The organism is Bartonella doshiae NCTC 12862 = ATCC 700133 (genome assembly GCF_000278155.1).
In the GTDB taxonomy this organism is placed as follows: Bacteria; Pseudomonadota; Alphaproteobacteria; order Rhizobiales; family Rhizobiaceae; genus Bartonella; species Bartonella doshiae.
Genome location: NZ_JH725095.1, coordinates 318450 through 342561 on the forward strand (window position 1 = coordinate 318450; position 24112 = coordinate 342561).

General features: G+C 36.6%; 20 protein-coding genes and 2 tRNA genes. 13 read left to right on the forward strand and 9 right to left on the reverse strand.

Annotated elements, in window-relative coordinates; all coding sequences use genetic code 11:
* Positions 1-1004 precede the first annotated feature (1004 nt).
* The gene (locus MCS_RS04330; RefSeq protein ID WP_004856018.1) at positions 1005-1286 is read left to right on the forward strand and encodes a DUF6460 domain-containing protein; all 282 of its coding nucleotides are present in this window, start codon (positions 1005-1007) and stop codon (positions 1284-1286) included.
* Between the two features lie 28 nt (positions 1287-1314).
* Here the strand turns inward: MCS_RS04330 and MCS_RS04335 are convergent, their stop codons facing one another.
* The 3 genes from MCS_RS04335 to MCS_RS04345 all read right to left on the reverse strand — a co-directional run bounded on the left by MCS_RS04335 (position 1315) and on the right by MCS_RS04345 (position 4017).
* Positions 1315-2121 (reverse strand): TIGR02186 family protein, encoded by an 807-nt coding sequence (locus tag MCS_RS04335; protein WP_004856020.1) that lies wholly within the window; start codon positions 2119-2121, stop codon positions 1315-1317.
* A gap of 2 nt (positions 2122-2123) precedes the next feature.
* Entirely contained in the window at positions 2124-3044 is a 921-nt protein-coding gene (locus MCS_RS04340) for a sulfite exporter TauE/SafE family protein (protein WP_004856022.1), read from the reverse strand.
* 160 nt (positions 3045-3204) lie between these two features.
* Complete coding sequence (locus tag MCS_RS04345) at positions 3205-4017, reverse strand: hypothetical protein (protein WP_004856024.1); 813 nt, start codon at positions 4015-4017, stop codon at positions 3205-3207.
* A 555-nt stretch (positions 4018-4572) separates the two neighbouring features.
* Between MCS_RS04345 and MCS_RS04350 the strand changes: the two genes are divergently transcribed.
* From MCS_RS04350 to MCS_RS04360, 3 genes are read left to right on the forward strand one after another with little or no spacing between them, the layout of a single operon-like run.
* Entirely contained in the window at positions 4573-5319 is a 747-nt protein-coding gene (locus tag MCS_RS04350) for an electron transfer flavoprotein subunit beta/FixA family protein (protein ID WP_004856025.1), read from the forward strand.
* A gap of 52 nt (positions 5320-5371) precedes the next feature.
* Positions 5372-6292, forward strand: a complete 921-nt coding sequence (locus MCS_RS04355) for an electron transfer flavoprotein subunit alpha/FixB family protein (protein WP_004856027.1) — start codon at positions 5372-5374, stop codon at positions 6290-6292.
* 3 nt (positions 6293-6295) lie between these two features.
* Positions 6296-7957, forward strand: a complete 1662-nt coding sequence (locus tag MCS_RS04360) for an electron transfer flavoprotein-ubiquinone oxidoreductase (RefSeq protein ID WP_004856029.1) — start codon at positions 6296-6298, stop codon at positions 7955-7957.
* A gap of 228 nt (positions 7958-8185) precedes the next feature.
* On the opposite strand, the gene MCS_RS04365 is transcribed toward MCS_RS04360, so the two are convergent.
* From MCS_RS04365 to MCS_RS04380, 4 genes are all read right to left on the reverse strand, one after another.
* Positions 8186-8977, reverse strand: coding sequence for a pyrroline-5-carboxylate reductase (locus MCS_RS04365; protein ID WP_004856031.1), 792 nt, complete (start codon positions 8975-8977; stop codon positions 8186-8188).
* Between the two features lie 269 nt (positions 8978-9246).
* Positions 9247-9615 carry a YraN family protein gene (locus MCS_RS04370; RefSeq protein ID WP_004856032.1) on the reverse strand — a complete coding sequence of 123 codons (369 nt, stop codon included), beginning with the start codon at positions 9613-9615 and terminating at the stop codon, positions 9247-9249.
* 4 nt (positions 9616-9619) lie between these two features.
* Entirely contained in the window at positions 9620-10507 is an 888-nt protein-coding gene (rsmI, locus tag MCS_RS04375; protein ID WP_004856033.1) for a 16S rRNA (cytidine(1402)-2'-O)-methyltransferase, read from the reverse strand.
* A gap of 1119 nt (positions 10508-11626) precedes the next feature.
* The gene (locus tag MCS_RS04380; protein WP_004856035.1) at positions 11627-12721 is read right to left on the reverse strand and encodes an Mrp/NBP35 family ATP-binding protein; all 1095 of its coding nucleotides are present in this window, start codon (positions 12719-12721) and stop codon (positions 11627-11629) included.
* Between the two features lie 659 nt (positions 12722-13380).
* On the opposite strand from MCS_RS04380, the gene rpmH reads away from it, so the two are divergent.
* The 8 genes from rpmH to MCS_RS04420 all read left to right on the forward strand — a co-directional run bounded on the left by rpmH (position 13381) and on the right by MCS_RS04420 (position 19381).
* Positions 13381-13515, forward strand: a complete 135-nt coding sequence (gene rpmH / locus MCS_RS04385) for a 50S ribosomal protein L34 (RefSeq protein ID WP_024864273.1) — start codon at positions 13381-13383, stop codon at positions 13513-13515.
* 118 nt (positions 13516-13633) lie between these two features.
* Positions 13634-14026, forward strand: a complete 393-nt coding sequence (gene rnpA, locus MCS_RS04390; RefSeq protein ID WP_004856037.1) for a ribonuclease P protein component — start codon at positions 13634-13636, stop codon at positions 14024-14026.
* Positions 14016-15857 (forward strand): membrane protein insertase YidC, encoded by a 1842-nt coding sequence (yidC, locus tag MCS_RS04395; RefSeq protein ID WP_004856039.1) that lies wholly within the window; start codon positions 14016-14018, stop codon positions 15855-15857. Before rnpA ends, yidC begins: the two co-directional genes overlap by 11 nt.
* Positions 15854-16501, forward strand: coding sequence for a ribosome biogenesis GTP-binding protein YihA/YsxC (gene yihA, locus MCS_RS04400; protein WP_004856041.1), 648 nt, complete (start codon positions 15854-15856; stop codon positions 16499-16501). The genes yidC and yihA overlap by 4 nt, the downstream gene beginning before the upstream one ends.
* 127 nt (positions 16502-16628) lie before the next feature.
* The gene (locus tag MCS_RS04405; RefSeq protein WP_004856042.1) at positions 16629-17321 is read left to right on the forward strand and encodes a glutathione S-transferase family protein; all 693 of its coding nucleotides are present in this window, start codon (positions 16629-16631) and stop codon (positions 17319-17321) included.
* A 182-nt stretch (positions 17322-17503) separates the two neighbouring features.
* A complete protein-coding gene (dapB, locus tag MCS_RS04410; protein ID WP_004856043.1) occupies positions 17504-18316 on the forward strand; it encodes a 4-hydroxy-tetrahydrodipicolinate reductase in 813 nt (270 codons plus the stop codon).
* 30 nt (positions 18317-18346) lie between these two features.
* The gene (locus tag MCS_RS04415; RefSeq protein WP_004856044.1) at positions 18347-18967 is read left to right on the forward strand and encodes a 2,3-bisphosphoglycerate-dependent phosphoglycerate mutase; all 621 of its coding nucleotides are present in this window, start codon (positions 18347-18349) and stop codon (positions 18965-18967) included.
* A gap of 329 nt (positions 18968-19296) precedes the next feature.
* Positions 19297-19381, forward strand: a tRNA-Leu gene (locus MCS_RS04420).
* Between the two features lie 925 nt (positions 19382-20306).
* Here MCS_RS04420 and MCS_RS04425 read toward each other — a convergent pair.
* Positions 20307-20397: transfer RNA gene (locus tag MCS_RS04425), tRNA-Ser, on the reverse strand.
* 309 nt (positions 20398-20706) lie between these two features.
* Between MCS_RS04425 and MCS_RS04430 the strand changes: the two genes are divergently transcribed.
* Positions 20707-21909 (forward strand): porin, encoded by a 1203-nt coding sequence (locus MCS_RS04430; protein ID WP_004856045.1) that lies wholly within the window; start codon positions 20707-20709, stop codon positions 21907-21909.
* A 793-nt stretch (positions 21910-22702) separates the two neighbouring features.
* On the opposite strand, the gene MCS_RS04435 is transcribed toward MCS_RS04430, so the two are convergent.
* Positions 22703-23662 (reverse strand): N-acetylmuramoyl-L-alanine amidase, encoded by a 960-nt coding sequence (locus MCS_RS04435; protein ID WP_004856048.1) that lies wholly within the window; start codon positions 23660-23662, stop codon positions 22703-22705.
* Between the last annotated feature and the right edge of the window lie 450 nt (positions 23663-24112).

Sequence of the window (24112 nt, forward strand, 5' to 3'; positions counted from 1 at the left end):
CAGACCTCAATATCCACCCCAAAACAATCCCATATACAATGAAGAATGTCATGAATAACAGCGTCTCTTACTGATGTCACAACACCTATCATTTAAAATATATAAGACAAAGTCTTTCTTTGCTTCATCAAATAAGCCTCCATCCGCAGCTTTCTTTCTATTATTTCCCCAGACGAGTTATCAAAATCCCATTCTGGCTGTTAAAAAAACTCAATGACAATTTGATATTTTGATGATCCCAGATGAGTGGTGTATACTTACCAGAAGTAATTACTTTTATTCGTGACACTTCCATCCTTTCTCGAAGAAGAAATTTGAATTTTTAATTACATACTAAATAATAGCTCCTTATCACGCCTTATTATTTTTAAAATCAAAGGGAGCTATAACTATAAATACAATCACCACAGGTGCCTGACATCTCCCCATACAACCCGCACATAACTAAACTTTTCTTCAACAACACATTATCCCCCGATCTTTCAGAAAAAGAGCGCTTTACTATATTCGTCTTTCGTTGTTCCTGTTTTGTCAACAAAAATTACTATTTTTCAACGTATAGGAGTTGAAAATTTAAACCTCTATACCTATGCGGTTATACTTTCTTAAGAATGAACAATATCCCTCTAAAACTGTGTATCTTGAAATCACATTCTATACACAACATATTAGTTTGTTAGAGGACGAACTTCGATGTACTGCAAAATTCTTAAAAGATAAAAAACGCGGAACACGATAAATATCTCTTATTATCCATAAAAAATCTAAAAATATCTCATAAATTCATGAAAGGAATACAGAATACTATGAAAATACCACGAAAAATGCCAATAGAACACGAGCGCGTTTCAGAAACTAGCACAGATGTTACACCAGTATTACAAGGTGGCAAACTTGAAAGAGAAGTAAAGAAAAACAAAAGAAAACGCTAATCTCTGTTTTTTTATGATAGTATCACCATATAGTATACCGTTGTAGTATAACTTATTCTAAAGTGTATCAAAATGAACAAACGAAAAAAGATTTCCCATTCTTTACATGCATTTTTGGGAGAGACGTTAGGGCGCATTACATTAAAATTGCTTACTCTTTCACTTCTCGTGGGCATCGTGATGAATTTTCTTGGATGGACACCTCAGAGTCTTTTGCAAACAATAACGAATTCTTTAAAGTCTTTATGGGAAACAGGCTTCATAACTTTTTCAAACCTCTTCCATATGATCACAATGGGAGCAGTTATTGTTGTGCCTATTTTTCTCTTTTTACGCATTTTTCATAAAAGATAACTTCCCTAGAATTTTTCTTCTATAATTATTAATCTTTTCGAAAAATCAAACGGCATAAAAAACCTGTACTTACAGCCACAAACACAGCAAGAATACCATATAAAAAACTGTACTTATGCGCTACATGGAAAATTGTATAAGCAATATGTGCTTTAACAATTTCAAGCGTTGTGATCGCACTATCAATAAAATTCCCATCACGAAAAAGATAAGCACGAACCTTATAATGTCCAACAGGAATGTTTGCCGGTAACTGAAAATGTGCAGTAAAAAGTGTACCAGAACCAAAACGGACACCACCTACATCCTCATAATAAAGTTTTTTGGCTTTTTGTAATTTCACAAGCTCATTGCGAAAAGTTTGTATTTTTTTCTGATCTTGCTCATTCGTCTGCAACGGAAAATAGGATAGTCCTAAACCCAAACGCTTATAATTTTCAGCACTGGTAATATCTTCAATCTCACGCGTTGTTACCATTGAATAAAAAAGAGGAGCATTTTTGAAAATAAAGGAATCAGCGTTAACCCAAACTCCAGCATTGCGTTTTTTTTCCCGCATAACCATCGCACGCGTTTGCCCCTCCAAGGTCACAACAATATCATAACGATTCTGTTGAGAATACAATGGATTGATATTTTCTAAAACACCAGCAATATAAAGATCACGACCATCAAAATGTGCATCAACAGTAATTGTATTTGTTGTTACGATAATTTGAATGGTTTCATGATCAACTTGATCAATATGTACTGCTTTTGCACCAACAGGTGCCCATGTAAAAAAAGGAAGAACACAACAACCTGTAATAACGGATAAAGAAAACAATTTGCCCATTTTTATCTCATAAGAATATCCAGAGAGAAAAGATTATCAGGACGTACAAATAATTGAAAAGCAAGACGCATACAGATAATCAACACCAAAAATGCAAGCGCCATGCGCAATTGTTCAGCCTTTAATTTTCGTCCAGCCCGCGTTCCATATTGTGCACCAATACTTCCACCAAGCATCAGTAAAAAAGCCAAAACAATATCAACTGACTGGTTAGTTATACTTTGCAAAACTGTAGTAAAAGATGAAACAAATGTAATCTGAAAAAGAGACGTTCCAATCACCACACTGGTCGGAACACGTAGGAGGTAAATCATCGCTGGTATCATGAAGAATCCCCCACCAATACCCATAATAGAAGACAACAACCCAACAATTAAACCAATTCCTAAAACTGGAATAATGCTTACATATATCATCGATGTCCGAAAACGCATTTTTAATGGCAATTTATGGACCCAATTATGACGACCTGCGAGACGAATACTAACTTTTTTTCCTTTACGCTGGCGTAGCATATCACACCAACTTTCAATAATCATTAAGCTTCCTATACTTCCAAGAAGAACCACATAAAGCAGCGAAATCATGAGATCTAATTGACCCATTTTTTTTAGAAAAGAGAAAATCTGAATCCCAATTAAAGATCCAATTCCCCCTCCAATCGCTAAAAGAATACCAAGTTTGATATCAAGAGTACGCCTTCTAAAATGTGTAATCGCTCCCGTTACAGATGATGCAATCATCTGATTAGCCCCAGTTCCAACAGCGATAGCAGGAGGAATATTATAGAAAATTAACAAAGGTGTAATGAGAAAACCACCACCAATTCCAAAAAGACCCGAAAAAAAACCCGCAACCACCCCCATACCAACTAAGATCAGCATATTGAGTGATATTTCAGCAATTGGTAAATAAATACTCACTTACAGAACCTTCAATTATAATTTGAAGTTTTTTGAATAATTTCAAAGCCCTTTTCAAATAATCTCTACTGAAAGAATAATTTTAAACGCCGTACACACCTTCGTAAAACCACACATTAACATACATATCCCTCGCATCTTCTAACCTATCAGCATAAAATCAAAAAAACGGACTCCTTAAAAAGCTATAAAAACATAACGGTATCGCTACCATAAATGCAATGGTTAAAAGATAAGCAAGAATTTTTTTGACAGAATAACGTAAAAATAAGGAATCTCCTAAAGTCCCTGCCTTTAAAAAAGGACCAGAATAATTATTTTCAACACAACAATCAGATTTTTGAATATCAGAATGGCTCTCTTCTATTATAGAATGCCCAATCATCCTCTCCGTTTCCTCTACAGAAGGTCCCATCACACTATCTTTTTGTAAAGAACGCTCATTCCCTTGTTGCGATGTATTTACGGCATTTTCCTGGATTGGAGGAATATTATTTTGTCCCAAAGAATTTAACACCTTTTGAAATGAAAAGCTTTTTTGATTTTCCTCACATGTCATATTGGCAAGATGATGCACAACAGAATCAAGCGATTTTGAACGAGACATATGCCGTGTTATTGCTGCTTCTTCTAAACTTTTCTTTTCATTATGGAAGTTTTGAAGAAGCGTTTTTATCTGTTCTAAATATTCAAAAAGCATTTTTTCTTTTTTACGACGAATATAATGTTCCGCTAAAATTGCGCGACTAATATCATCCAAATAAGATTTAAAACTTTCTTCTACAGAACTCTGCCTAGTCAAATGACCTGGGGAACGCTTCATCTGCATTTGTGCGTAAACAGAACGTAATTTTTTAGCAATGTCCGTCATCGTCATTTCAGCAGGCATGCGCACAGCCTTCTTTTGCTTAGAAACAAAAGAAGAAGGCTCATCACAACTAACTTGCTTTATAGTATGACTCTTCGTATTCACGAACACTACCCCTCATTTATCTTTTCTTTTATAAAGAATCGCACGAATAAATGAGAGTATGTTTTATTTTGGTAAATAGAGCTTTAAGAGCTTTCAGAAACATTGAAAAATTTTCTATTGAATTTTTCTTTTTAAAATTTGAATTGAAAAACTGTTTTTGCTGTTTTGACTATTCTGCTATGACGTGAAACACTTACTGTATCCCTGTCTATTAGCAAAAAAGTGGAACGAAAAAAGGACAGCCTCATTTTGTTCTTCATAGACCTTACTATTTTGAATCCCTTTTCGTAAAATTATTTTACAAACTATAACAAATATATACATTGAAAATGCAACAGCTGTGATTTTTTTACTTTTTATTCAAGCAAAGCAGGCAATTATTAAAACGCAAAACAAAGCAAAAAAGAAACAAATAATAACGGTGAAAGAATACAAACAAACAGAGAAAGCTCCTATAATTCAAAACCCAATTATAGGTGAGATTCAGTTTTAAACGAGTTGGTTTCTTATGCTTATTACGATAAACTTGTGATCATATAAACAAAGAGGATCATCATGAAGATAATTGTCGCTGTCAAACGTGTTGTTGATTACAATATCAAAATACGTGTCAAACCCGATAACACAGGCGTTGATTTGTCCCATGTAAAAATGTCTATGAACCCTTTTGACGAAATTGCCATAGAAGAAGCAGTCCGCCAGAAAGAAGCCGGAAAAATTTCAGAGGTTGTTCTTGTTTCAATTGGAACAGAAGCAGCACGGGAGACTTTACAAACAGGGCTTGCAATGGGTGCTGATCGCGCTATCCTTATAACAACTGAAAAGACGCTTGAACCTTTAGCAATTGCTAAAATTCTTAAGGTTATTGTTCATGAAGAAAAACCCGATATGGTCTTTTTAGGCAAGCAAGCCATTGATGACGACAGCAACCAAACCGGACAAATGCTTGCAGCCCTTCTTGGTTGGGGACAAGCAACTTTTGCCTCACATCTAACGATAGAAGGGAAGCAGGCGATAGTTACCCGCGAAGTAGATAATGGCACCCAAACCATTTGTTTTCCTCTTCCCATAGTGATGACCACCGATCTGCGACTAAACGAACCACGTTATATTTCTCTTCCTAATATTATGAAAGCAAAAAAGAAAACTATTGAACAAAAAGCTCTTGCTGATCTTGGCTTAGAAACACGAGCACGTTTAACGGTCTTAAGTATTGAAGAGCCACAACCCCGAAAATTTGGTGTAAAAGTGGCAAATGTAGCAGAGCTTGTCAGTGCATTAAAACAAACAAGACACATTTAACATTCACTAACTAATAGATCCAAAGCAACAATATACAAAAGGGCAAAAACTTATGGCAATACTTTTATTGGCCGAACATAATATAGAAGAAACCGCAAAAGCACTTACCGCCGCTCGTGCAATTTGCAACATTATCGATATTTTGGTTTGTGGAACCAAGATTCAAGAAATTGCCGAAAACAGTGCCAAGCTCGCCGATGTGCGACAAGTACTTATTGCCGAAGCTGATTATTTAACACACCAATTGGCTGAACCTGTAGCAGATACGATTGTCAACTTAGCAAATGACTATAATGTAATCATGGCGGCTTCCAGCAGCACCGGAAAAAATGTGATGCCACGCGTAGCTGCACTTCTTGATTCGATGCAAATTTCAGACATTGTCGCTATCATTGCACCCGATACTTTCAAACGACCAATTTATGCCGGAAACGCAATTGAAACGGTACGTACCACAGACCGTCAAAAGGTCATAACAGTCCGTACAGCCTCTTTTACACCAACCCCAAAAAACAATGATGCTTCTCCCATAAAAACAATAACACCAGCGCCCAATCCAAATCTATCTTCTTTTTTAAAAGCGGAAATTAGCAAAAGCGATTGTCCTGACATTACCTCAGCACGTGTTATTGTATCAGGTGGGCGTGGTCTTGGTTCACAAGAGCAATTTATGGCGCTCCTTTTGCCTCTTGCAAACAAATTAAACGCTGCCTTGGGTGCCAGTCGAGCCGCAGTTGATGCGGGTTATGCCCCCAATGATTGGCAAATTGGACAAACAGGAAAAGTTGTTGCCCCTGAACTCTATATTGCCGTCGGTATTTCTGGTGCAATTCAACATTTAGCTGGTATAATGGACGCACAAGTGATTGTCGCCATTAATCAGGATGAAGAAGCCCCTATTATGCAAATTGCTGATTACGCTCTTGTAGGCGATCTTCACAAAATTATTCCTGAATTGGAGAAAGCTTTATAAACCATGAATGCACCTATGCATCACCAACGCGAAAGCATGGAATTTGATATAGTGATTGTGGGAGCGGGACCCGCAGGACTATCCGCAGCAATTCGTTTAAAACAAATTAATCCCGATCTTTCTGTCACAATTGTTGAAAAAGGTGCTGAAGTTGGTGCACATATTCTCTCTGGTGCCGTTATCGATCCCATTGGTATCGATACACTCTTACCAGAATGGAAAAATGACTACGATCATCCCTTCAAAACCCCTGTTACCGATGACCAGTTTTTTTTGCTAAAACCAAAGCATGCAACAATATTTCCCAATATTTTTCGCCCTAAAATTTTATCGAATGATGGTTGTTATATTGTTTCTCTTGGAGATGTTTGCCGCTGGTTGAGTAAAAAGGCCGAAGCACTCGGCGTTGAAATCTACCCTGGTTTTGCCATATCACATACCATTGAGAATAATAACGGGGCTATCATTGGTGTTCTAACAGGAGATATGGGACTTAAAAAAGATGGAACTCCTGGAAAGAATTATATGCCTGGTATGGCTTTACTGGCAAAATACACTCTCGTTGCAGAAGGAGCACGTGGCTCACTTACAAAACAACTAATACATAAATTCGATCTCAGTAAAAACCGTGAACCACAAAAATTTGGTCTTGGGCTTAAAGAGCTTTGGGAAGTTGAATCGCCAAAACACAAACTCGGTTTAGTTCAACATTTCATAGGCTGGCCATTAGATAATGAAACCGGCGGTGGTGGTTTTCTTTATCACCAAGAAAACAATTTAATTTCTGTCGGCTTTGTTGTGCACTTAGATTATAAAAATCCTTATCTCTCTCCTTTCGAAGAATTTCAACGTTTTAAAACACATCCAAAACTTTATGAAATCTTCAAAGATGCAAAATGCCTTTCCTATGGTGCACGTGCTATCAACGAAGGTGGTTGGCAATCTGTACCAAAACTGACCTTTCCAGGTGGAGCACTTATTGGTTGTTCTGCAGGCTTTGTTAATGTCCCTCGTATCAAAGGATCACATAATGCCATGTTATCTGGTATCTTAGCAGCCGATAAAATTGCTATAGCTCTTGCACAAGGACGCGCCCATGATGAAGTAAAAGAAATCGAAGAGCATTGGCGAAAAAGCCCCATTGGCAAAGATCTTTACAAAGTACGCAACGCCAAACCGCTCTGGGCACGATATGGTACAAAATATGGAATCAAGCTTGCCGGTTTTGACATGTGGTGGCAACAACTGTTCGGGTTTTCCTTATTTAGAACCCTCTCCCACGGAAAAGAAGATTACGCATGTCTTGAACCAGCAGGAAAATTTCAACCTATTGCTTATCCAAAACCAGATGGTATTGTCACCTTTGATCGTCTGTCCAGTGTTGCGCGTTCTAATACACACCATGAGGAAAACCAACCATGCCATTTGAAAATAATCTCACAAGAAAAACAAAAAAACTCAGAATATATAATCTATGGAGGACCTTCCACACGCTATTGCCCTGCTGCTGTGTATGAATGGTTAGACCATAATAATCACGAAACTTATGTAATAAACGCTTCTAATTGTATACATTGTAAAACATGTGACATTAAAGATCCCAATCAAAATATCAATTGGACATGTCCTCAAGGCAATGATGGACCTCTTTATCCCAATATGTAACTCCAGTTCCTTCCATAAAAACGACAGCCTATAAAATGTAATGATAAGAAATTTTTTTACAAAGAAAAATACACTTGATTTCGCAGTTCTCTAAAAAATATACACATCGTCGCTTCAAACCTGTTTGCATCAAAAAAATAATTCAAAAGAAAAAACGAGAATATCTCTAAAATAATATGTTACCATAACACCTCAAAAAGCAATCTTTGAAAATATTGACAAAGCTTTTTAATTTGTTGATGAAGCATTCATCTTTTGCAAAGTAGTCTCAAGGGCCGTAGTTAAAGCCTCCCTCCCCCCGTTATGAGTAAAGCAGTTTGATAAAAGTTCATTTGTTCCCCCTTTCGTTGAAAAATCTTTTTCAAGTGATGCAAAGTTAAGAGGTTCAGCGCCATTAATTGCTTTCATTTTGCGCATTTCATCAGTAAGATTTCCAAACATCATAGCAAGAAAATCTGCTGACTGCTGTTTTTGTAATCCCTGTGTCATAAACCATTGATGTGCTGTTTCTATAAAATTAAAATAAACCCCCATTAAAGAACCAGCTGTCATGAAAAGATTAAACTGTTCTTCCGTATCCAATACTACTGCACCTCCCAATGCATCAAATAAAGCGCGCAAAAATGAATTATCTGGATAAATTGGCGTCAAATGTTTGCATTCTGCAACAAAAGGAAGTGGAACAGCACGATAAACCTGATGATTGATCCACGCTTCAATTTCTGCTGTTTTTGCCATAGCAAGCACGGAAACAACAAGTTGTTCTGGACAAAAATGAAGAGAACGCAAAATCTCTTCTGCAATTTGGTTGGGAAGACAAAGAAAAACACAATCGCTCATATCTAATAATGCTTGATTATTTTCAGCAACCATAACTTTATCATACTTGTGTGAAAGCTTCTCAGCTATCTGCGCATTGCGTGGTGAAACAATAATTGAAGAAACATCAAAAGCACTCATCATTAAGCCATCCACCATGGAAGCACTAATTTTGCCTGTTCCTAAAAAGCCAAGTCTCATTTCTTCTCCTTACTTCATCATTTTAAGACACGAAAAAATACATAAAAAAAGCAACGCATAACATAGCAAGAACAATCAATTCAAATAGGTTTTAGGCCCATCAAAAAGATGTAAAAACCAACGAACTAACAGCCATTGCCAACAAACTGTGCCAAAATTTATTTCATAACTGTTTGATCTCACACTTTACAGGACTCGAACTATTGTGCATTTTCTCTCATCACTATGCGCATAAAAATGAAATATTGCTCATTTCCCTCGAAAAATCATTACGTATTAGACGTAAAAAATGCTGGAATATGATGTGGCAAACGCCATGGCAAAATAGCAATAAAATCAAAACGCACAGATAAAAGAGCATAATCTTTTTGTCGTGCTAACCAAATATCAGCCGCCGCCTCAATACGCCTTTCACTCATCCGAGAAACCGCAATCATTGCTTCAGCCAGTGTGGAGCGTGCTTTGACTTCAACGATTAAAACAAGATTTCCACGTCGCGCAATTAAATCAATTTCACCACATTTCGTTTTAAAACGAATTTCAGCAATGTGAAACCCTTTGAGTCGCAACCACCAAGCAGCCCATTTTTCAGCACGAACACCTCGATAAAAAGATTTTTGTCTGCGTTCTCTTTGCATCACCTTACACATTCTTCAAAAAAGTCAGCCGTTGAAAAAGTTCCTGCTTTTTTAAACCTGTTTTTTTTGCCGCCAAAGCAGCCGCTTTAGCAGCAGAGTATGTACCAGCTAATTCTAATAACATTTCATCAATCTCTTGACTGCTTATCACTTCTAAAGAAAAAACTGGTTCTCCAACAAGAACAACAATTTCTCCACGAATGCGCACTTGTTTACTGTAACTTTCGAATAAGTTTCTTAAAGTAGAAACATCCACTGTTTCAAACTTTTTCGTTAATTCACGACAAATTGCTGCAGGCCGATCAGCAGAAAAAACAGAGACCATATCCTGCAAAGTCTCAATAAGACGATGAGGCGATTCATAAAAAACCAAAGTAGCAGGAATAGCTTTTAATTGTTCCAATCGCTTTTGCCGCTGTATCTTACGTGCACTCAAAAAACCTGCAAAGAAAAAACTATCTGTAGGAAACCCCGTCGAAACAAGAGCAGCCAAAAGAGCAGATGCACCAGGAATTGCAATGACTTTATGGCCAGCTTTACGTGCCTCTTCTACCAATCTAAATCCAGGATCAGAAATAAGTGGTGTTCCAGCATCTGATACAAGAGCCACAGTTTTGTTGTCTGCCAAAGCCGCTAATAACCTTGGTCCTGCTTTTTGCACATTATGTTCATGATAAAGGAAAAGCTTTTTTTGAATTCCATAGCGTTCCAACAAAACACGCGTTACCCGCGTATCCTCACATGCCAACATATCAACGCCTGCAAGAATTTGCAAAGCACGAAGTGTTATATCTGCAAGATTTCCAATAGGTGTAGATACTAAATACAGTGCTGGCTCTATGACAGGTGCAGAATAAGCATGAGCACCTATAAAATATGCTTTCTCACGCATGCCATTCTTTCATAATAAAATAACCTCTCTACATCAGATCTCATAGCCTTAACCGTCATCATCCGCCATTTCTATTAAAATGTTCTTTGCACCCAAAAACAAAACTCACAATCATAAAATGTCTTTCTCTAACATCCAATATTTTTTAAGCATCATAACCCACTTTAATCAGCATAATTGCGTTCAGCAAAATACATTTTTATCTGACAAAGTCATATCAAACAACTTTACACAAAACCTTTTTTAAAGATTCAAAGTAAGAATGAGTGAAATTGTCGCCTCCAACTCCATCATTTTAAGAAGGCAATATTTTAGAAACTCCTATAATCCTCATTTTGAATCAGCCTCGTCCACACATTGTCAATAATATTCTCAACGCTAATATAAAATGCACTTTCTTACAGGAGTAACAAAGCAACACACTGATTTATAGTCATGATTCATCATTTTGCACATTGCAATTAATAAAAAGCATTTGCTTTTGCACCACGTCACAAACAAAACTGATATGTAGGTAAAACTATTAAAATAAGGAGTCAAAATGACTCTCACGAACCGTGTAAATACAAAAGGACTATCATAACATTGAAAACTAGAAAATATAATAATGGTATCAGATTACACCTTCATAAGCAAAAAATATTAGTAATCAATGGACTTGTTTTATATTATACTACTCACAAAAACGCTGTTGTGAAATAGGCTTGGTAGGTAATGAAAAATGTCTTTTCAAAACAAACACGTGAATAAACAATACGCCCCACATTGTTGTTAAAAAATATGAACCTTCAGCACTAAGAGAGCTTAATCTTATTATATTCCCAATTTTGTAATATTTTCTATCGTCTTTGCAAAGAAATGATTAATATTCCAAAAGTTCATACTGAAAAGTACTTTTTGTAAAGAAATGAAATCGTTTAAAATGCTATCTCTCTACAAACACAACAGAGAGATTATATAAAATAGGTATCATAGCCCAATTATATGACAAATTTTTATATCTTTAATTTCTGGAACAGTCTCACTTAAGAAAGTGCAGCGCATACACACTGAAATGATCATAAAACAAGTACTTTATATTCTTCAATTCTTGTTTATTCTTCTATATAAAATACAAATTTAAGAAAATTTGTATTTTATTTGATCAATAATTGCACGGTAAATCTTAGCATACTCTTTGCCACCATCAGCAACAAAAATAGGCATTCCCTCATCTGAAGAAGACCGTAAAATTGCATCAAGAGGCACTTCTGCTAAGAAAGGTACTCCTCGGCGTTCTGCTTCTGCATGCATACCACCGTGGCCAAAAATATCGTAACGTTTTTGCGTATCAGGAGCAATAAAATAACTCATATTCTCAATGAGTCCCAAAATAGGAACATCAACTTTCATAAACATTTCTATCGCTTTACGCGCATCAACCAAAGCAAGATCTTGCGGAGTAGAAACGATCAGTGCACCTGTTAACTGTACTTGTTGAGCAAGCGTTAATTGCGCATCTCCTGTCCCTGGTGGCATATCAACCACCAAAACATCAAGAGGATCCCATGAAACATCTCTGAGTAATTGAGTCACAGCTGCCATTACCATAGGACCACGCCATACTACCGGCTTTTCTTCTTCAACCAAAAATCCCATCGACATCAATTTAAGACCGAATTTTTCAAGAGGTTGAATTTTTTTTTCACTAATAAACTGCGGCTTTTGATGCACCAATCCTGTCAAACGCGGCAAAGATGGACCATAAATATCAGCATCCATCAAGCCCGTTTTAAAACCAGCATCCTTTAAAGCTAAAGCAATATTGATCGCCATTGTAGATTTACCAACCCCTCCTTTGCCAGAAGCAACTGCAATCACATGCCGCACACCTTTTATAGGCATTTTTACTGGCAAGAGATTTGCTCTACGTTTTTGTGCAGAAAAACCTGTATTTCTAGATATCTGAGAAGAAACTTTCGGTTTTTTTTCTGCCGTAAGTGTAACAACAACAGACTCAACGCCATCCAGATCACCCACCACTTCTTCAGCAGCTTTGCGCAATGATTCCCATTCTTGCACACACCCATCAGGAACTGTAATGGAAAAGAAAACCTTACCATTAACAATCAATATTTCTGAAAGAAGTCCTAGCGATACAATATCGCTTTCAAAATCCAATCCTTTGACTTTATGTAAAGCATTACGGACAACCTCACTTGTAATAGGATTCATATTTTTCCTCTCTATACAAATGCCAAAGAACATAGCAATAAAAACAAAAAGCACTTCAAATGAATCACCTAAAAGTTTCTCACTTTACAAGAAAGATAAAATATAAATATTTTGTGCCTTATTCTTTTTAACACTAAACTAATCCCAAATGAAAACACATAACAGGTAAAATTTATTATAAAATCCCACGAACATGTTTTTCCCAACCATCACTTTTTAAGAATCTTCCCCTAAGCGCTTTTATAGCCAAAATTTAAGCAAATCTTCATATTTAAAGGGAAAAGCAATTATCTCAAACGAGACTTTATCATAATCAGACAACAACAAGATATCACTTTTTACGCAATAGACCTGCTAAATCTAACCGCTTTTTTAATTTTCTGTGATATGTCTGTCTTTTGTGCAACAAAAATTCAAAAGAAATATTTGTAAAATTAATCACTATTTTCTTTTATTTTCAAAGTATGATAAACGAAATGAACATTCGTTCATGGAGCTTTTTTGTATTTTTTCAAGAGAGAGAAAAATAATCTAAGATTGACTTTTTTTGTGTTTTTCCCTATGAATAGGCAATTATTCTAAGAGGAATAAAATTGTTTATCTTGCACATAACTGCCCATAAAACTTAAGAAGGGCCGCACTCCGCGGTATTTAAATAAATGAAACGTACTTACCAACCCTCTAAACTTGTTCGTAAACGCCGTCATGGATTTCGTGCACGCATGGCAACAGCTGGTGGACGTAGAGTTATTGCTGCAAGGCGTGCTCGTGGACGTAAGCGGTTATCCGCTTGATCATTTAAATTTTCACAACAGTTGAATATTGTTTGTTCTTTCTGCGTTGTGAAACTTTCGTTGTAAACTTTTAATATCTGCTTTTGCAGGTGGTTAGTGGAATTGCAAAGCGCTTTTTATGAAGAAAAAACATCCCTGCCGCATTCGCAAGAGAGCGGATTTTTTGGCTGTACGCACAGGAGAAAAAAGACGTGGTCCCTTATTTCTTCTCGAGGTTAAGTCCCGTGAACAAACAACGGATATAGAGTCTGTTTCTGTTCCGCGTATAGGTTTTACTGTTACACGTAAAAATGGTAATGCTGTCAAACGTAATCGTATCAAAAGACGTTTGCGTGAAGCGGTAAGGGTTGGTTTAACAAATAATATGGAAGCAGGAACAGATTATGTCATTGTAGCACATCCCGATGCGCTCCATGCGTCTTTTACGTCTTTAATTAGTGAATTAAACCGGCGGATAAAGCCAAAAACAAAACACCAACAACGGCAACAAGGTAATACGAATGGAATATAACCGCAATTTCTTTATCGCCATTGGATTGTCTTTTGTAGTACTTACCGCATGGAATTTTTTGTACGTTGCTCCCAAACAGGCCGAGTTACAAAAAAAACAAATCATTGCACAACAATTGGCTAAGCAACAGTCAGAAGCGGCTTCCACAACCAATACAAATTTTTCTAATGTCACACCAATGCACGGATCTGTTCCTGTAATTGCTCATCCAATGTCTCCTGAAATGCGGAGTGCTGAATTAGCAAAAACAAACCGTATTGCAATCAAAACTAGTGAACTTGAAGGCTCCATTAATCTTATTGGTGCGCAATTTGATGATCTTCTGCTAAAAAAATATCGCCTAACAGTAGACAAGGGATCACCAGAAATTGCTTTGCTGAACCCTAAAGGCTTCTCAACAACTTATCTCGCTGAATTTGGTTTTACAAGTTCTTCCTTGCCAGCAGAAGCCTTACCGCAATCTGATACACAATGGCAAATAGAGGGAGACAATACGACACTTACCCCTTCAACACCTATAACTTTAATTTACAATAATGGAAAAGGACAAATTTTTCGTCGCACCCTTTCCGTTGATAATCACTATATGTTTACCATTGAGGATTCTATCAGCAATGAAAGTAATAACCCGATATATCTTTCATCCTATGCGCGTGTTGCACGAGCAGCTCCACCAGAACATACAAATGCAACCTACTTACTCCATGAAGGCATGATAGGTATTGCAGGTGATTCACTTAAAACTGAAAAATATAAAACCTTAGCAGAGCTTAGTCCTAATCCTGATAATGGTCAGAAAAGTATGACTTTCTCAAAAAATATGGGAGGCTGGATTGGTATTACCGATAAATATTGGGCTGTAGCAGTTATTCCTCCACAAGATAAAGAATACACAAGCCGTTTTATTTATTTTGATCGCCTCAATACGCACTATCAATCTGACCTATTAGGAACACTTTTAACGATTGCCCCTCATGAAACAAAAACTGTTACAAATCGTCTTTTCGCGGGTGCAAAACGAGTTGAAATCATTAATCACTATCAAAACGATCTGCAAATTAGGAAGTTTGGCCTTTTAATCGATTGGGGTTGGTTTGATTTCATTACTAAACCTATGTTTTCCCTTATTGATCTCCTTTACAAGCAAACAGGCAATTTTGGTATTGCTATTCTTCTTGTCACAGTGCTCTTGAAAACGCTTCTTTTCCCGTTGGCAAATAAGTCTTACAAATCAATGGCACGTATGAAGCTGATACAGCCAATGCTGCTGGAAATAAAAGAAAAATATTCAAATGACCGAGATAAACAACAACAAGCGATGATAGAGCTGTATAAAACCCAGAAAATTAATCCTCTTGCGGGTTGTTGGCCAATGTTGGTTCAATTTCCGATATTCTTTGCCCTTTATAAAGTTCTTTATATTACCATAGAAATGCGGCATGCACCTTTCTTCGGTTGGATTCGTGATTTAGCAGCACCTGATCCCACATCTATTTTTAACCTTTTTGGCCTTTTGCCTTATACAATTCCAGCGTTTCTTATGCTTGGTGCATGGCCTTTTATCATGGGGATCACGATGTTTTTACAAATGCGTATGAACCCAGCACCCCAAGATCAAACACAAGCTGTAATCTTCGCATGGATGCCTGTTGTATTTACTTTTATGCTTGCTTCCTTCCCTGTTGGTCTTGTCATCTATTGGGCATGGAACAATATCTTGTCAATAATTCAGCAAGCTATCATCATGAAACGTCACGGAGCAAAAATTGAGCTTTTTAACAATATAAAAACTATGTGGCAAAAATCACAAAAAAAAGAAGTGCGTGAATGACAAAATGTCCTTCCCTTACTGGAATTTTTTCTCGCAACTGGATTTTCATTCGTGGAGTACCAACGATAAGTTTTCTTCCTCCTGAAGGACCACCAGAAATCGCATTTGCTGGGCGTTCTAATGTTGGAAAGTCATCTTTGATCAATGCTCTTGTCCAACAGAAAGGTCTAGCGCGTACTTCAAATACACCGGGTAGAACGCAAGAGCTAAATTATTTTGTGCCCGATGGGTTTAGTGGACAACCAAAAAATCTTCCTCCTTTGGCACTTGTGGATATGCCAGGTTATGGTTTTGCTAAAGCCCCCAAAAATCTTGTTGATGCTTGGACACATCTGGTCTTTAGCTATTTGCGGGGGCGAACAACACTGAAACGTGTCTACATTTTAATTGATTCACGTCACGGTATCAAAAAGAATGATGCAGAAGTTCTGGATCTTCTTGATAAAGCTGCCGTCTCTTATCAGGTTGTTCTAACCAAAAGTGATAAAATCAAATCAAATGTGCTCGAAAAACTAATCATAAATACAAAAACAAAGCTTCTCAAACGCCCAGCAGCTTACCCTGAACTTCTTGTAACATCTTCAGAAAAAGCGTTAGGTTTAGAAGAATTGCGTACAGCTATTTTACAAACGATCATATTCTAGTTATTAAGAAATTATTAAACATAATTATGAGCAACCGCTAATAATCTTGTGATTCCAGTAAAGCATCTTTATAAAAATTTTTGTTATTTTAAAGAATTTTTATTAACTCTGTTTTATAGTGTAGACTATGTTGACACTTTTTCATTCACCCCTCTCTTCTGCTTCTCGCTTCATACGTCTTATTCTTGGAGAATATGGCGTAGCCACGCAACTGATTGAAGAACATGAATGGGCAAGAAGACACGAATTTCTTGCACTTAATCCAGCTGGAAATGTTCCTGTACTTCTCGCTGAATACGAATTTCCAGTATCAGGGGCTGCTGTTATCTGCGAATATTTAGATGAAACACGCGGAAATCTGCGACAAAACAATAAATTTTTTCCAGAAAATCCTTTAGACCGTGCTGAAGTCCGCCGTCTCAACGATTGGTTTTTAAATAAATTTGAAAACGAAGCTGTGCGCCATATTGTACGCGAACGAATCTATAAACGTGAAATGCCGCTCGCCATTGGAGGTGGTGCTCCCAATTCACAAATTTTACGCAACGCGCGTGCTAATATTCTACCGCATATGAACTATCTCAATTGGCTCTGTGCATCTCGCGATTGGTTAGTCGGCTCTACATTATCCTACGCAGATCTTGCAGCTGCATCTGCTATTTCTGTTCTTGATTTTCTAGGAGAAATCGATTGGGAGCAATCTCCAGCAGCTAAAGACTGGTATATGCGTATCAAATCGCGTCCTTCTTTTCGCCCTCTTTTAACAGACCGCGTCCGAGGAATTGTGGCAAGCCCTCATTATGCAGACCTTGATTTCTGAATATCTTTTTTTGACAAAAGTAAAGGCAATATTGAATATCACTGATAATATATTTTTACACTAACAAAATCTTATCTATTTATATACCCCATGCGTTATGCCCTAACACCTGTAAAAAAAGAACTGTTGGAAAGAAGAAGAGAATTTGCCTATAAAAAATAAAGTATCATAAGGAGGTAGATATGCGCCTTACAGTTGTTGGTGCGAATGGCAAAATGGGACGTGAGCTCATTACAGCTATCCAGAGTAGAACGGATGTAGAACTTTGTGGTGTACTTGTCCGCAAGGAATCACCTTTTGTAGATAAAGATGCCGGCACATTGATTGGTTCAAATCTTCTTGGCATTCGCATTACGGACGATCCTGAAAATGCCTTTTCTAACACAGAAGGTATTTTAGATTTTTCTCAGCCACAAGCCAGTATTCTCTATGCCAATTATGCTGCTCAAAAAGGCCTTGTTCATATTATTGGAACAACTGGATTCAGCAAAACAGAAGAAGCACAAATTGCAGACTTTGCGAAATATACAACTATTGTTAAATCCGGAAACATGAGCCTTGGAATTAATCTTTTGGCAAACCTAGTCAAGAGAGCAGCCAAAGCATTAAAATCGGATGATTTTGATATTGAAATTTATGAAATGCATCATTCCGGTAAAGTTGATGCTCCTTCTGGAACAGCTATTCTCCTTGGAAATGCAGCAGCCGAAGGCCGCAATGTTATACTCAAGGACGTGCATGTCAATGAACGCAATGGCTATACAGGCGTACGTAAAAAAGGCGAAATTGGTTTTTCTTGTTCACGAGGTGGAACCGTTATTGGCGATCATAGCGTAATTTTTGCTGGTTTAAATGAACGCATTATTCTTTCACATACAGCACAAGAACGCTCTATTTTTGCCAATGGTGCATTAAAAGCAGCTTTATGGGCAAAGAGCCATGAAAATGGACTTTATTCAATGTGCGATGTTTTGGGACTACGTGAAGAGTTTTAAATATTCAATGACAAACACAGGAAATTCATAATGGAACGCATCCTTGTATTAATCCGTCATGGACAAAGTGAATGGAATATCAAAAATCTTTTTACTGGTTGGAAAGACCCTGATCTATCAGAACAAGGTCATGCAGAAGCGATAACAGCAGGAAAGAATCTAAAAGCAGCTGGCTTAAAATTTGATATCGCTTATACATCTGCTTTACAACGTGCGCAAAAAACAGCTCGGCATATTTTAGAACAGATGGGGCAATCTGATTTGAAACTGATAAAAACTCCAGCATTAAATGAACGTGATTATGGTGCTCTCTCTGGTTTAAATAAAGATGAAGTTCGTCAACAATGGGGAGAAGAGCAAGTGCAAATATGGCGCCGCTCCTATGCTATTGCTCCCCCTAACGGAGAAAGCCTACGCGATACTGGTGCACGCGTTTGGCCTTATTATCTTTACCATATCCAACCGCATATTTTGCGTGCTCGAACTGTTTTGGTTGCAGCACACGGCAATTCTCTTCGTGCTCTTATTATGGCACTTGAAGGACTTAACCATGAGGAAATTATATCTCAAGAACTAGCAACTGGTATCCCTATTATTTACAGATTCAATCCTGACTCGACAATTACATCAAAGACAGTTATCAAGCCTTAAGTTCCCATAATTATGGTGGATATAAAAAATTTGATTCAATATTTTTCAGCTAAAAAATAAACTCTTTTTTCCCTCCTCACTCTGAAGGATAAAGCTTCTTATCCTCCACTAATTTGTAATCAGATTGCTTTCTCTCGGTGAATTTCTTTATTAACTACTAATGCGATTCATTTCATAGGATCTACAAATAAATTCTGCTCTGAATATTTCGTTCAACTTTACCTTTTCTTTGCCATTTCACACTCAATTATTGCAAAAGAAAACAATGTTTATTGCACAACAAATAATTTTATTGACAGAGCTACTTCATAAGCTTAGATGAATTTGAAGCCCAAATGGCGGAACTGGTAGACGTGCAGGTTTCAGGTACCTGTGCCGCAAGGCGTGGAGGTTCGAGTCCTCTTTTGGGCACCATGCTCTTTTTTATTCAAAATAATTTATTGATTTCCCATATATTTTTTAAAATGAGGGATGCGTGGATAAAAGTGAGGGAATAGGATTTTCAAAAGCATCTCTATAGTCTGTTAAAAATAAAGGCTTTTTCAAAGTTTTTGCTAGTTTTTCCAAATATCCAAAATATTTACACTTTCTAAAAAATTACTTAACTTTCTGGCAATCGTTATTTAATCAATAGATTTACGCCCTAATACAATAAAAAACTTTTACCCAAATTCGTCCCGCAAAAAAAGACGTGCTTAAATATGCTGTACTCGTTAATCCATGGATTTTATTTGCACCGTATAGATAGATGAAAAAAGCTCATTTTTCTCAGGGCTTAACCCAAAATAAAAGCAATATATTTCTGGCATCATCGGCGCTGTGTCTTTCAGCAGAAGAATATTTTCAAATTATTAAGCCTCCTCTCTTTATCTTCCTGTAAAATTTGCACTGTCTTATTATCTTGTTTTACAAACCGTAACTTTTTTCATGTGTATTTTGATCACTATGAGGTAGATACACATCCTCATAAATCTCTATGAGAAAAAAGTCATCCTACAATGATCAACAGCAAAATAAGATTTATACCTCCCTGTCTATTCACACATCTACATTATAAAATATGATTATTATATTGAGTAGTAGATAAAATGCATCTTGTTGTTACATAGTGAAAATAAAACCCATAAATTGAGAAAATGGATCACAATACACACGAATACAGCAAATACAAGAGTTGTACAAATGAAATATCCGGTATCACTTACACCAAAACTGCTCAAAAAATACACGAATCATAAAAAAGCAATCAAAAAAAACAATAAAATGTGAGGAGGCAAAAAGAAAATGAGTGAAAAAAAGACTTAAACCACATGCATAACACATAGATCCATTTGTTATATGGCGGAGAGGAAGAGATTCGAACTCTCGAGAGCCTTTTGAGCCCTACTCCCTTAGCAGGGGAGCGCCTTCGACCACTCGGCCACCTCTCCAAGAGCAGTGCATAAACGCTAGCAACAGAAAGTTCAAGACATTTTCGATTTTTTTCAAAAATATCTGTGCTTTTCCTTTTTAATAATCCAATAAGAAAAAATGAATAAACAAAGTGTGCTTTTTTTAACACATTCACTCAAATAGTACATGAATGCCTCCCAAAAAGGCAATTTCATATTTGTATATCTTAAAAAGAATAGATAAGTGTAGATGGAGTCGTTAAACAACGCACATCCTACTCCTCCTTTAATTAAGTGGAGCAAAAATATTCCCTAATGAGATTAATTATCTTTCACTGGAGATCCGCTATGAATATTAAGTCTTTATTTTTAAGCTCTACTGTAGCTTTTGTAGCAATTTCTGGAGCGCAAGCCGCTTCTCAAGCGATTGCAGAACCAAAGCCGATGGAGTATGTTCGCCTTTGTGATGCATATGGTAAAGGATATTTCTATATTCCTGGAACAGAAACTTGTATACGTATATCAGGAAATGTTCGTGCTGACTTTAGCGGTGGTGACAATATTGATGCAACAACCGATGAAGAACTAGAGAAAGCTAAAGGAACCTATGGTGCATCATCACGTCTAACTCTTGTTTTTCAATCTGCTTCTGAAACAGAACTAGGAACCCTTCGTTCCTATGCACGTTTTTCCTCAACTTGGAGTAATGGAGCAAACAAAAATGGTGGGCAACTCGCAGCCGCTTACATAGAGCTTGGCGGTTTTCGCATAGGTCTTGATGATACAATTTTTAACAGTTGGACCGGTGGCTATGGAAACGTTATAAATGACGACAGCATAGCACCTGCAGGCATAACAAGAACCAATTTTGTTTCTTACACCTTTAGTGGTGATACTGGTTTTTCAGCAATTATCGGAGCTGAATTAGGAAATAGTTCTGGTTCTGGAACAGAAACGTATTACTATATCAATAAAGATGATAACGTTGCTGTAATTACTAAAGAAGGTGACTATCCCAAACTAAGTAAAGGGGTAGATGATTATACGCCAAATTTAGTTTTCGGGATGAAATTTATCCAAAAATGGGGCGGTTTTTCAACAGTTGCTGCTTATGATTCTTACTACAAAAAATGGGCTGGTAAAGTACGTGCAGACTTCAATGTTAACGATCGTCTAAACCTCTGGATAATGGGTGGTTATAAAAACAATATTGATTATTACATAAGCAAGGAAAATGTACTATCGCGGGCCAATACAACGATCTATGCGAACTGGGGAGAAAAATGGGCTGCTTGGGGTGGTGCAACGTACAAACTTACTTCCAAAATAAATCTCAACGCACAAGTTTCTTACAGCGCTGTAAAAACTTTTGCAACTTCCGTAAATATTGCATACACGCCAATTCCAGGCTTCATAATTACTCCTGAAGTGACCTACGTTTCCTGGAACGATGACCGAAGATTTAAAAGTGCAAATGAGACAACATATACAAATGCTCTAAATGGAAAAAGTGCTTTGAAAGCTATGATCCGCTTCCAACGTTCATTTTAATTCTTTTAGAAACAACATTATAAAAACTGGCAACATTTGTTGCCAGTTTTTATTTGATAAAATAAACTATAATAAATAATCGTAAAAATATTTATTTCGTAAAAACATTCCAAGCAAATTAATAAGATAAATGCGCATAAGCATATTTAATAGCTTTACTTACCTTATTTAAATAAGATAGATTGTAATTATCAAGTATTCGTTATTAAAATTTATAGAAGTCTTCGGCAAAACCAAAAAAAATCTTGCTCTCTCTTTAAAGTAATAAACCATAAATCGTAAAAATGGCTACGCTCAAGATTTCCCTATAACTTTAGTATCTCTTTGAAAAGATCTCAAAAATATCCACCAAGAACAGTAATGTATATTTTTCGGAATGACATAAAAGCATGATACTTATATTCCTTAGCTATATACCTTACTAGCTTTCCTCTTTCTATTATTGTTAGAATCTATCCATAAGCACTGATAATATGTCTTTTTGACATGAGAGTGTGCCGGAATGAATATACATAATCCACACTGTCTTTTTAAAGACCATTTTAATGCGCTATGCTCTTTTAACGAGTAACTCTCCCTAACTTCAAATGTATTTCTTTAAAATGAAAAACGTACAAAAATAAAGAAATAGAACTTTACAGTATAGTTCTATAAACCATACTTTTTCTTCCATTTTTTCATTAATTTCTTTACATATAATTTTTTTCATGGTCCAATGATTTTTCTTCTTTCATGTAAACTACATCGCTCAAAAAATAGAAAATAAAGACTGTAAAAATGATACGTCTTTTAATTAAGATGCGTTAAACGCGTGTGACGGAAAATATTTATCGATCAATGCATAAATAATTGCTGCAGTTTCAATATCCAAAATTCCATCATACTTTTCTTGACGAAAATGCAACTGAAATGCCCTTATCAAATCTTTATATCCACCTTCAGTATACGCAGCAGAAATATCGTATCCATAACAATTTAGCTTAGCTAAAATATCCTCTTTAGTTGGAAAGCTCTTGCAAAACTGCTCTTGATAGTGAGCTTTTAATTCATCATCATACCATGCTCCTATGCCTGCCATATACAGTTCTTTCCACGGGAAAGCTGCTCCAGGATCACTCTTCCTTCCAAGCGCAATATCACTATGGCCTACTACATCCGTTGGCATAATATCCGGATACCGTTGAAGAATATTCAATGCAAGACTTTTAAGAGCATCAATTTGTGTTGGGTTATAAGGAGGAAATGCAAAACCTTTATTATTATCAGTAACGAAATTAGCGGTCTCAAGCTGAGGAGTCGTACCACAAGCACTCCTCTCCTCAGTCCATGAACCAATATCAGCCTGCACTACAGACTCATCTTTATTAACAGGATTTAAAACGGATACATCTTTTAAAGCCGCTTCAACATACGTCTGCTCAATACAATCAAAATGACCACTCGCTAAATTGACTATTTCAATCCCAATAGACGTATCATTTAGATTACTACGTCCTGCCCATGAACTAACACCAGCATGCCACGCACGTTCATTTTCATCAACCAAATTAAAGATACGCATATCCTTAAACCCCGCTTCAATATATGTCTGCTCTGAAGGATCAGGAACAAGATAGTGTGCACTAACCTTTTCTCCTGTAAGCGCCATAATCGAGGCTTTAAAATCAAGAGCCGTATAATGCATAACGAGAAAACGAACGCGACGATTAAAACTCTTGACAGAACGATAACTGTTGTAATCAATCTGATACATAAAAGCCCTTTCTTTTTTGCTTAAAAAGACCACTGCGCATCACAACAGATAGGACACGAACTGTTAAAAAATGCAATGAACTTCCTATCTAGATACTAAGAATTACGCCTAAAATTTGTTCATCAAAAACATTGACACTCTTATCAACAATTAAGACACATTTTATTTCTCTCCCACACACGCGTAAAATGTTTTTAACCGCATTCACAAACACACCGCATTAAATATTTTCCCCAAACAAATTCCTACAAATTACCAATCGAAAGGAAAACAAAGGCGTAAAATGATCACTCCTTAAATTTTCACGTCTTATAGAAAAAATAATTCTTCCTGTTATCACATTATTATCAGATAACTGAACGGCACATATTCGCAATAAACTCTTCACAGACATATTTTTCAATAAAATTTGCAAAGCTTTCCTGTAAATGACACGACTTCTTGTCTTTT

What these genes read in the sequence shown, in the direction of transcription:
- MCS_RS04330 (WP_004856018.1), top strand. Translation starts at nt 1,005, where the DNA reads ATGAACAAACGAAAAAAGATTTCCCATTCTTTACATGCATTTTTGGGA.
- MCS_RS04335 (WP_004856020.1), bottom strand. Translation starts at nt 2,121, where the DNA reads ATGGGCAAATTGTTTTCTTTATCCGTTATTACAGGTTGTTGTGTTCTT.
- MCS_RS04350 (WP_004856025.1), top strand. Translation starts at nt 4,573, where the DNA reads ATGAAGATAATTGTCGCTGTCAAACGTGTTGTTGATTACAATATCAAA.
- MCS_RS04355 (WP_004856027.1), top strand. Translation starts at nt 5,372, where the DNA reads ATGGCAATACTTTTATTGGCCGAACATAATATAGAAGAAACCGCAAAA.
- MCS_RS04360 (WP_004856029.1), top strand. Translation starts at nt 6,296, where the DNA reads ATGAATGCACCTATGCATCACCAACGCGAAAGCATGGAATTTGATATA.
- MCS_RS04365 (WP_004856031.1), bottom strand. Translation starts at nt 8,977, where the DNA reads ATGAGACTTGGCTTTTTAGGAACAGGCAAAATTAGTGCTTCCATGGTG.
- MCS_RS04370 (WP_004856032.1), bottom strand. Translation starts at nt 9,615, where the DNA reads ATGCAAAGAGAACGCAGACAAAAATCTTTTTATCGAGGTGTTCGTGCT.
- rsmI (WP_004856033.1), bottom strand. Translation starts at nt 10,507, where the DNA reads ATGCGTGAGAAAGCATATTTTATAGGTGCTCATGCTTATTCTGCACCT.
- MCS_RS04380 (WP_004856035.1), bottom strand. Translation starts at nt 12,721, where the DNA reads ATGAATCCTATTACAAGTGAGGTTGTCCGTAATGCTTTACATAAAGTC.
- rpmH (WP_024864273.1), top strand. Translation starts at nt 13,381, where the DNA reads ATGAAACGTACTTACCAACCCTCTAAACTTGTTCGTAAACGCCGTCAT.
- rnpA (WP_004856037.1), top strand. Translation starts at nt 13,634, where the DNA reads ATGAAGAAAAAACATCCCTGCCGCATTCGCAAGAGAGCGGATTTTTTG.
- yidC (WP_004856039.1), top strand. Translation starts at nt 14,016, where the DNA reads ATGGAATATAACCGCAATTTCTTTATCGCCATTGGATTGTCTTTTGTA.
- yihA (WP_004856041.1), top strand. Translation starts at nt 15,854, where the DNA reads ATGACAAAATGTCCTTCCCTTACTGGAATTTTTTCTCGCAACTGGATT.
- MCS_RS04405 (WP_004856042.1), top strand. Translation starts at nt 16,629, where the DNA reads ATGTTGACACTTTTTCATTCACCCCTCTCTTCTGCTTCTCGCTTCATA.
- dapB (WP_004856043.1), top strand. Translation starts at nt 17,504, where the DNA reads ATGCGCCTTACAGTTGTTGGTGCGAATGGCAAAATGGGACGTGAGCTC.
- MCS_RS04415 (WP_004856044.1), top strand. Translation starts at nt 18,347, where the DNA reads ATGGAACGCATCCTTGTATTAATCCGTCATGGACAAAGTGAATGGAAT.
- MCS_RS04430 (WP_004856045.1), top strand. Translation starts at nt 20,707, where the DNA reads ATGAATATTAAGTCTTTATTTTTAAGCTCTACTGTAGCTTTTGTAGCA.
- MCS_RS04435 (WP_004856048.1), bottom strand. Translation starts at nt 23,662, where the DNA reads ATGTATCAGATTGATTACAACAGTTATCGTTCTGTCAAGAGTTTTAAT.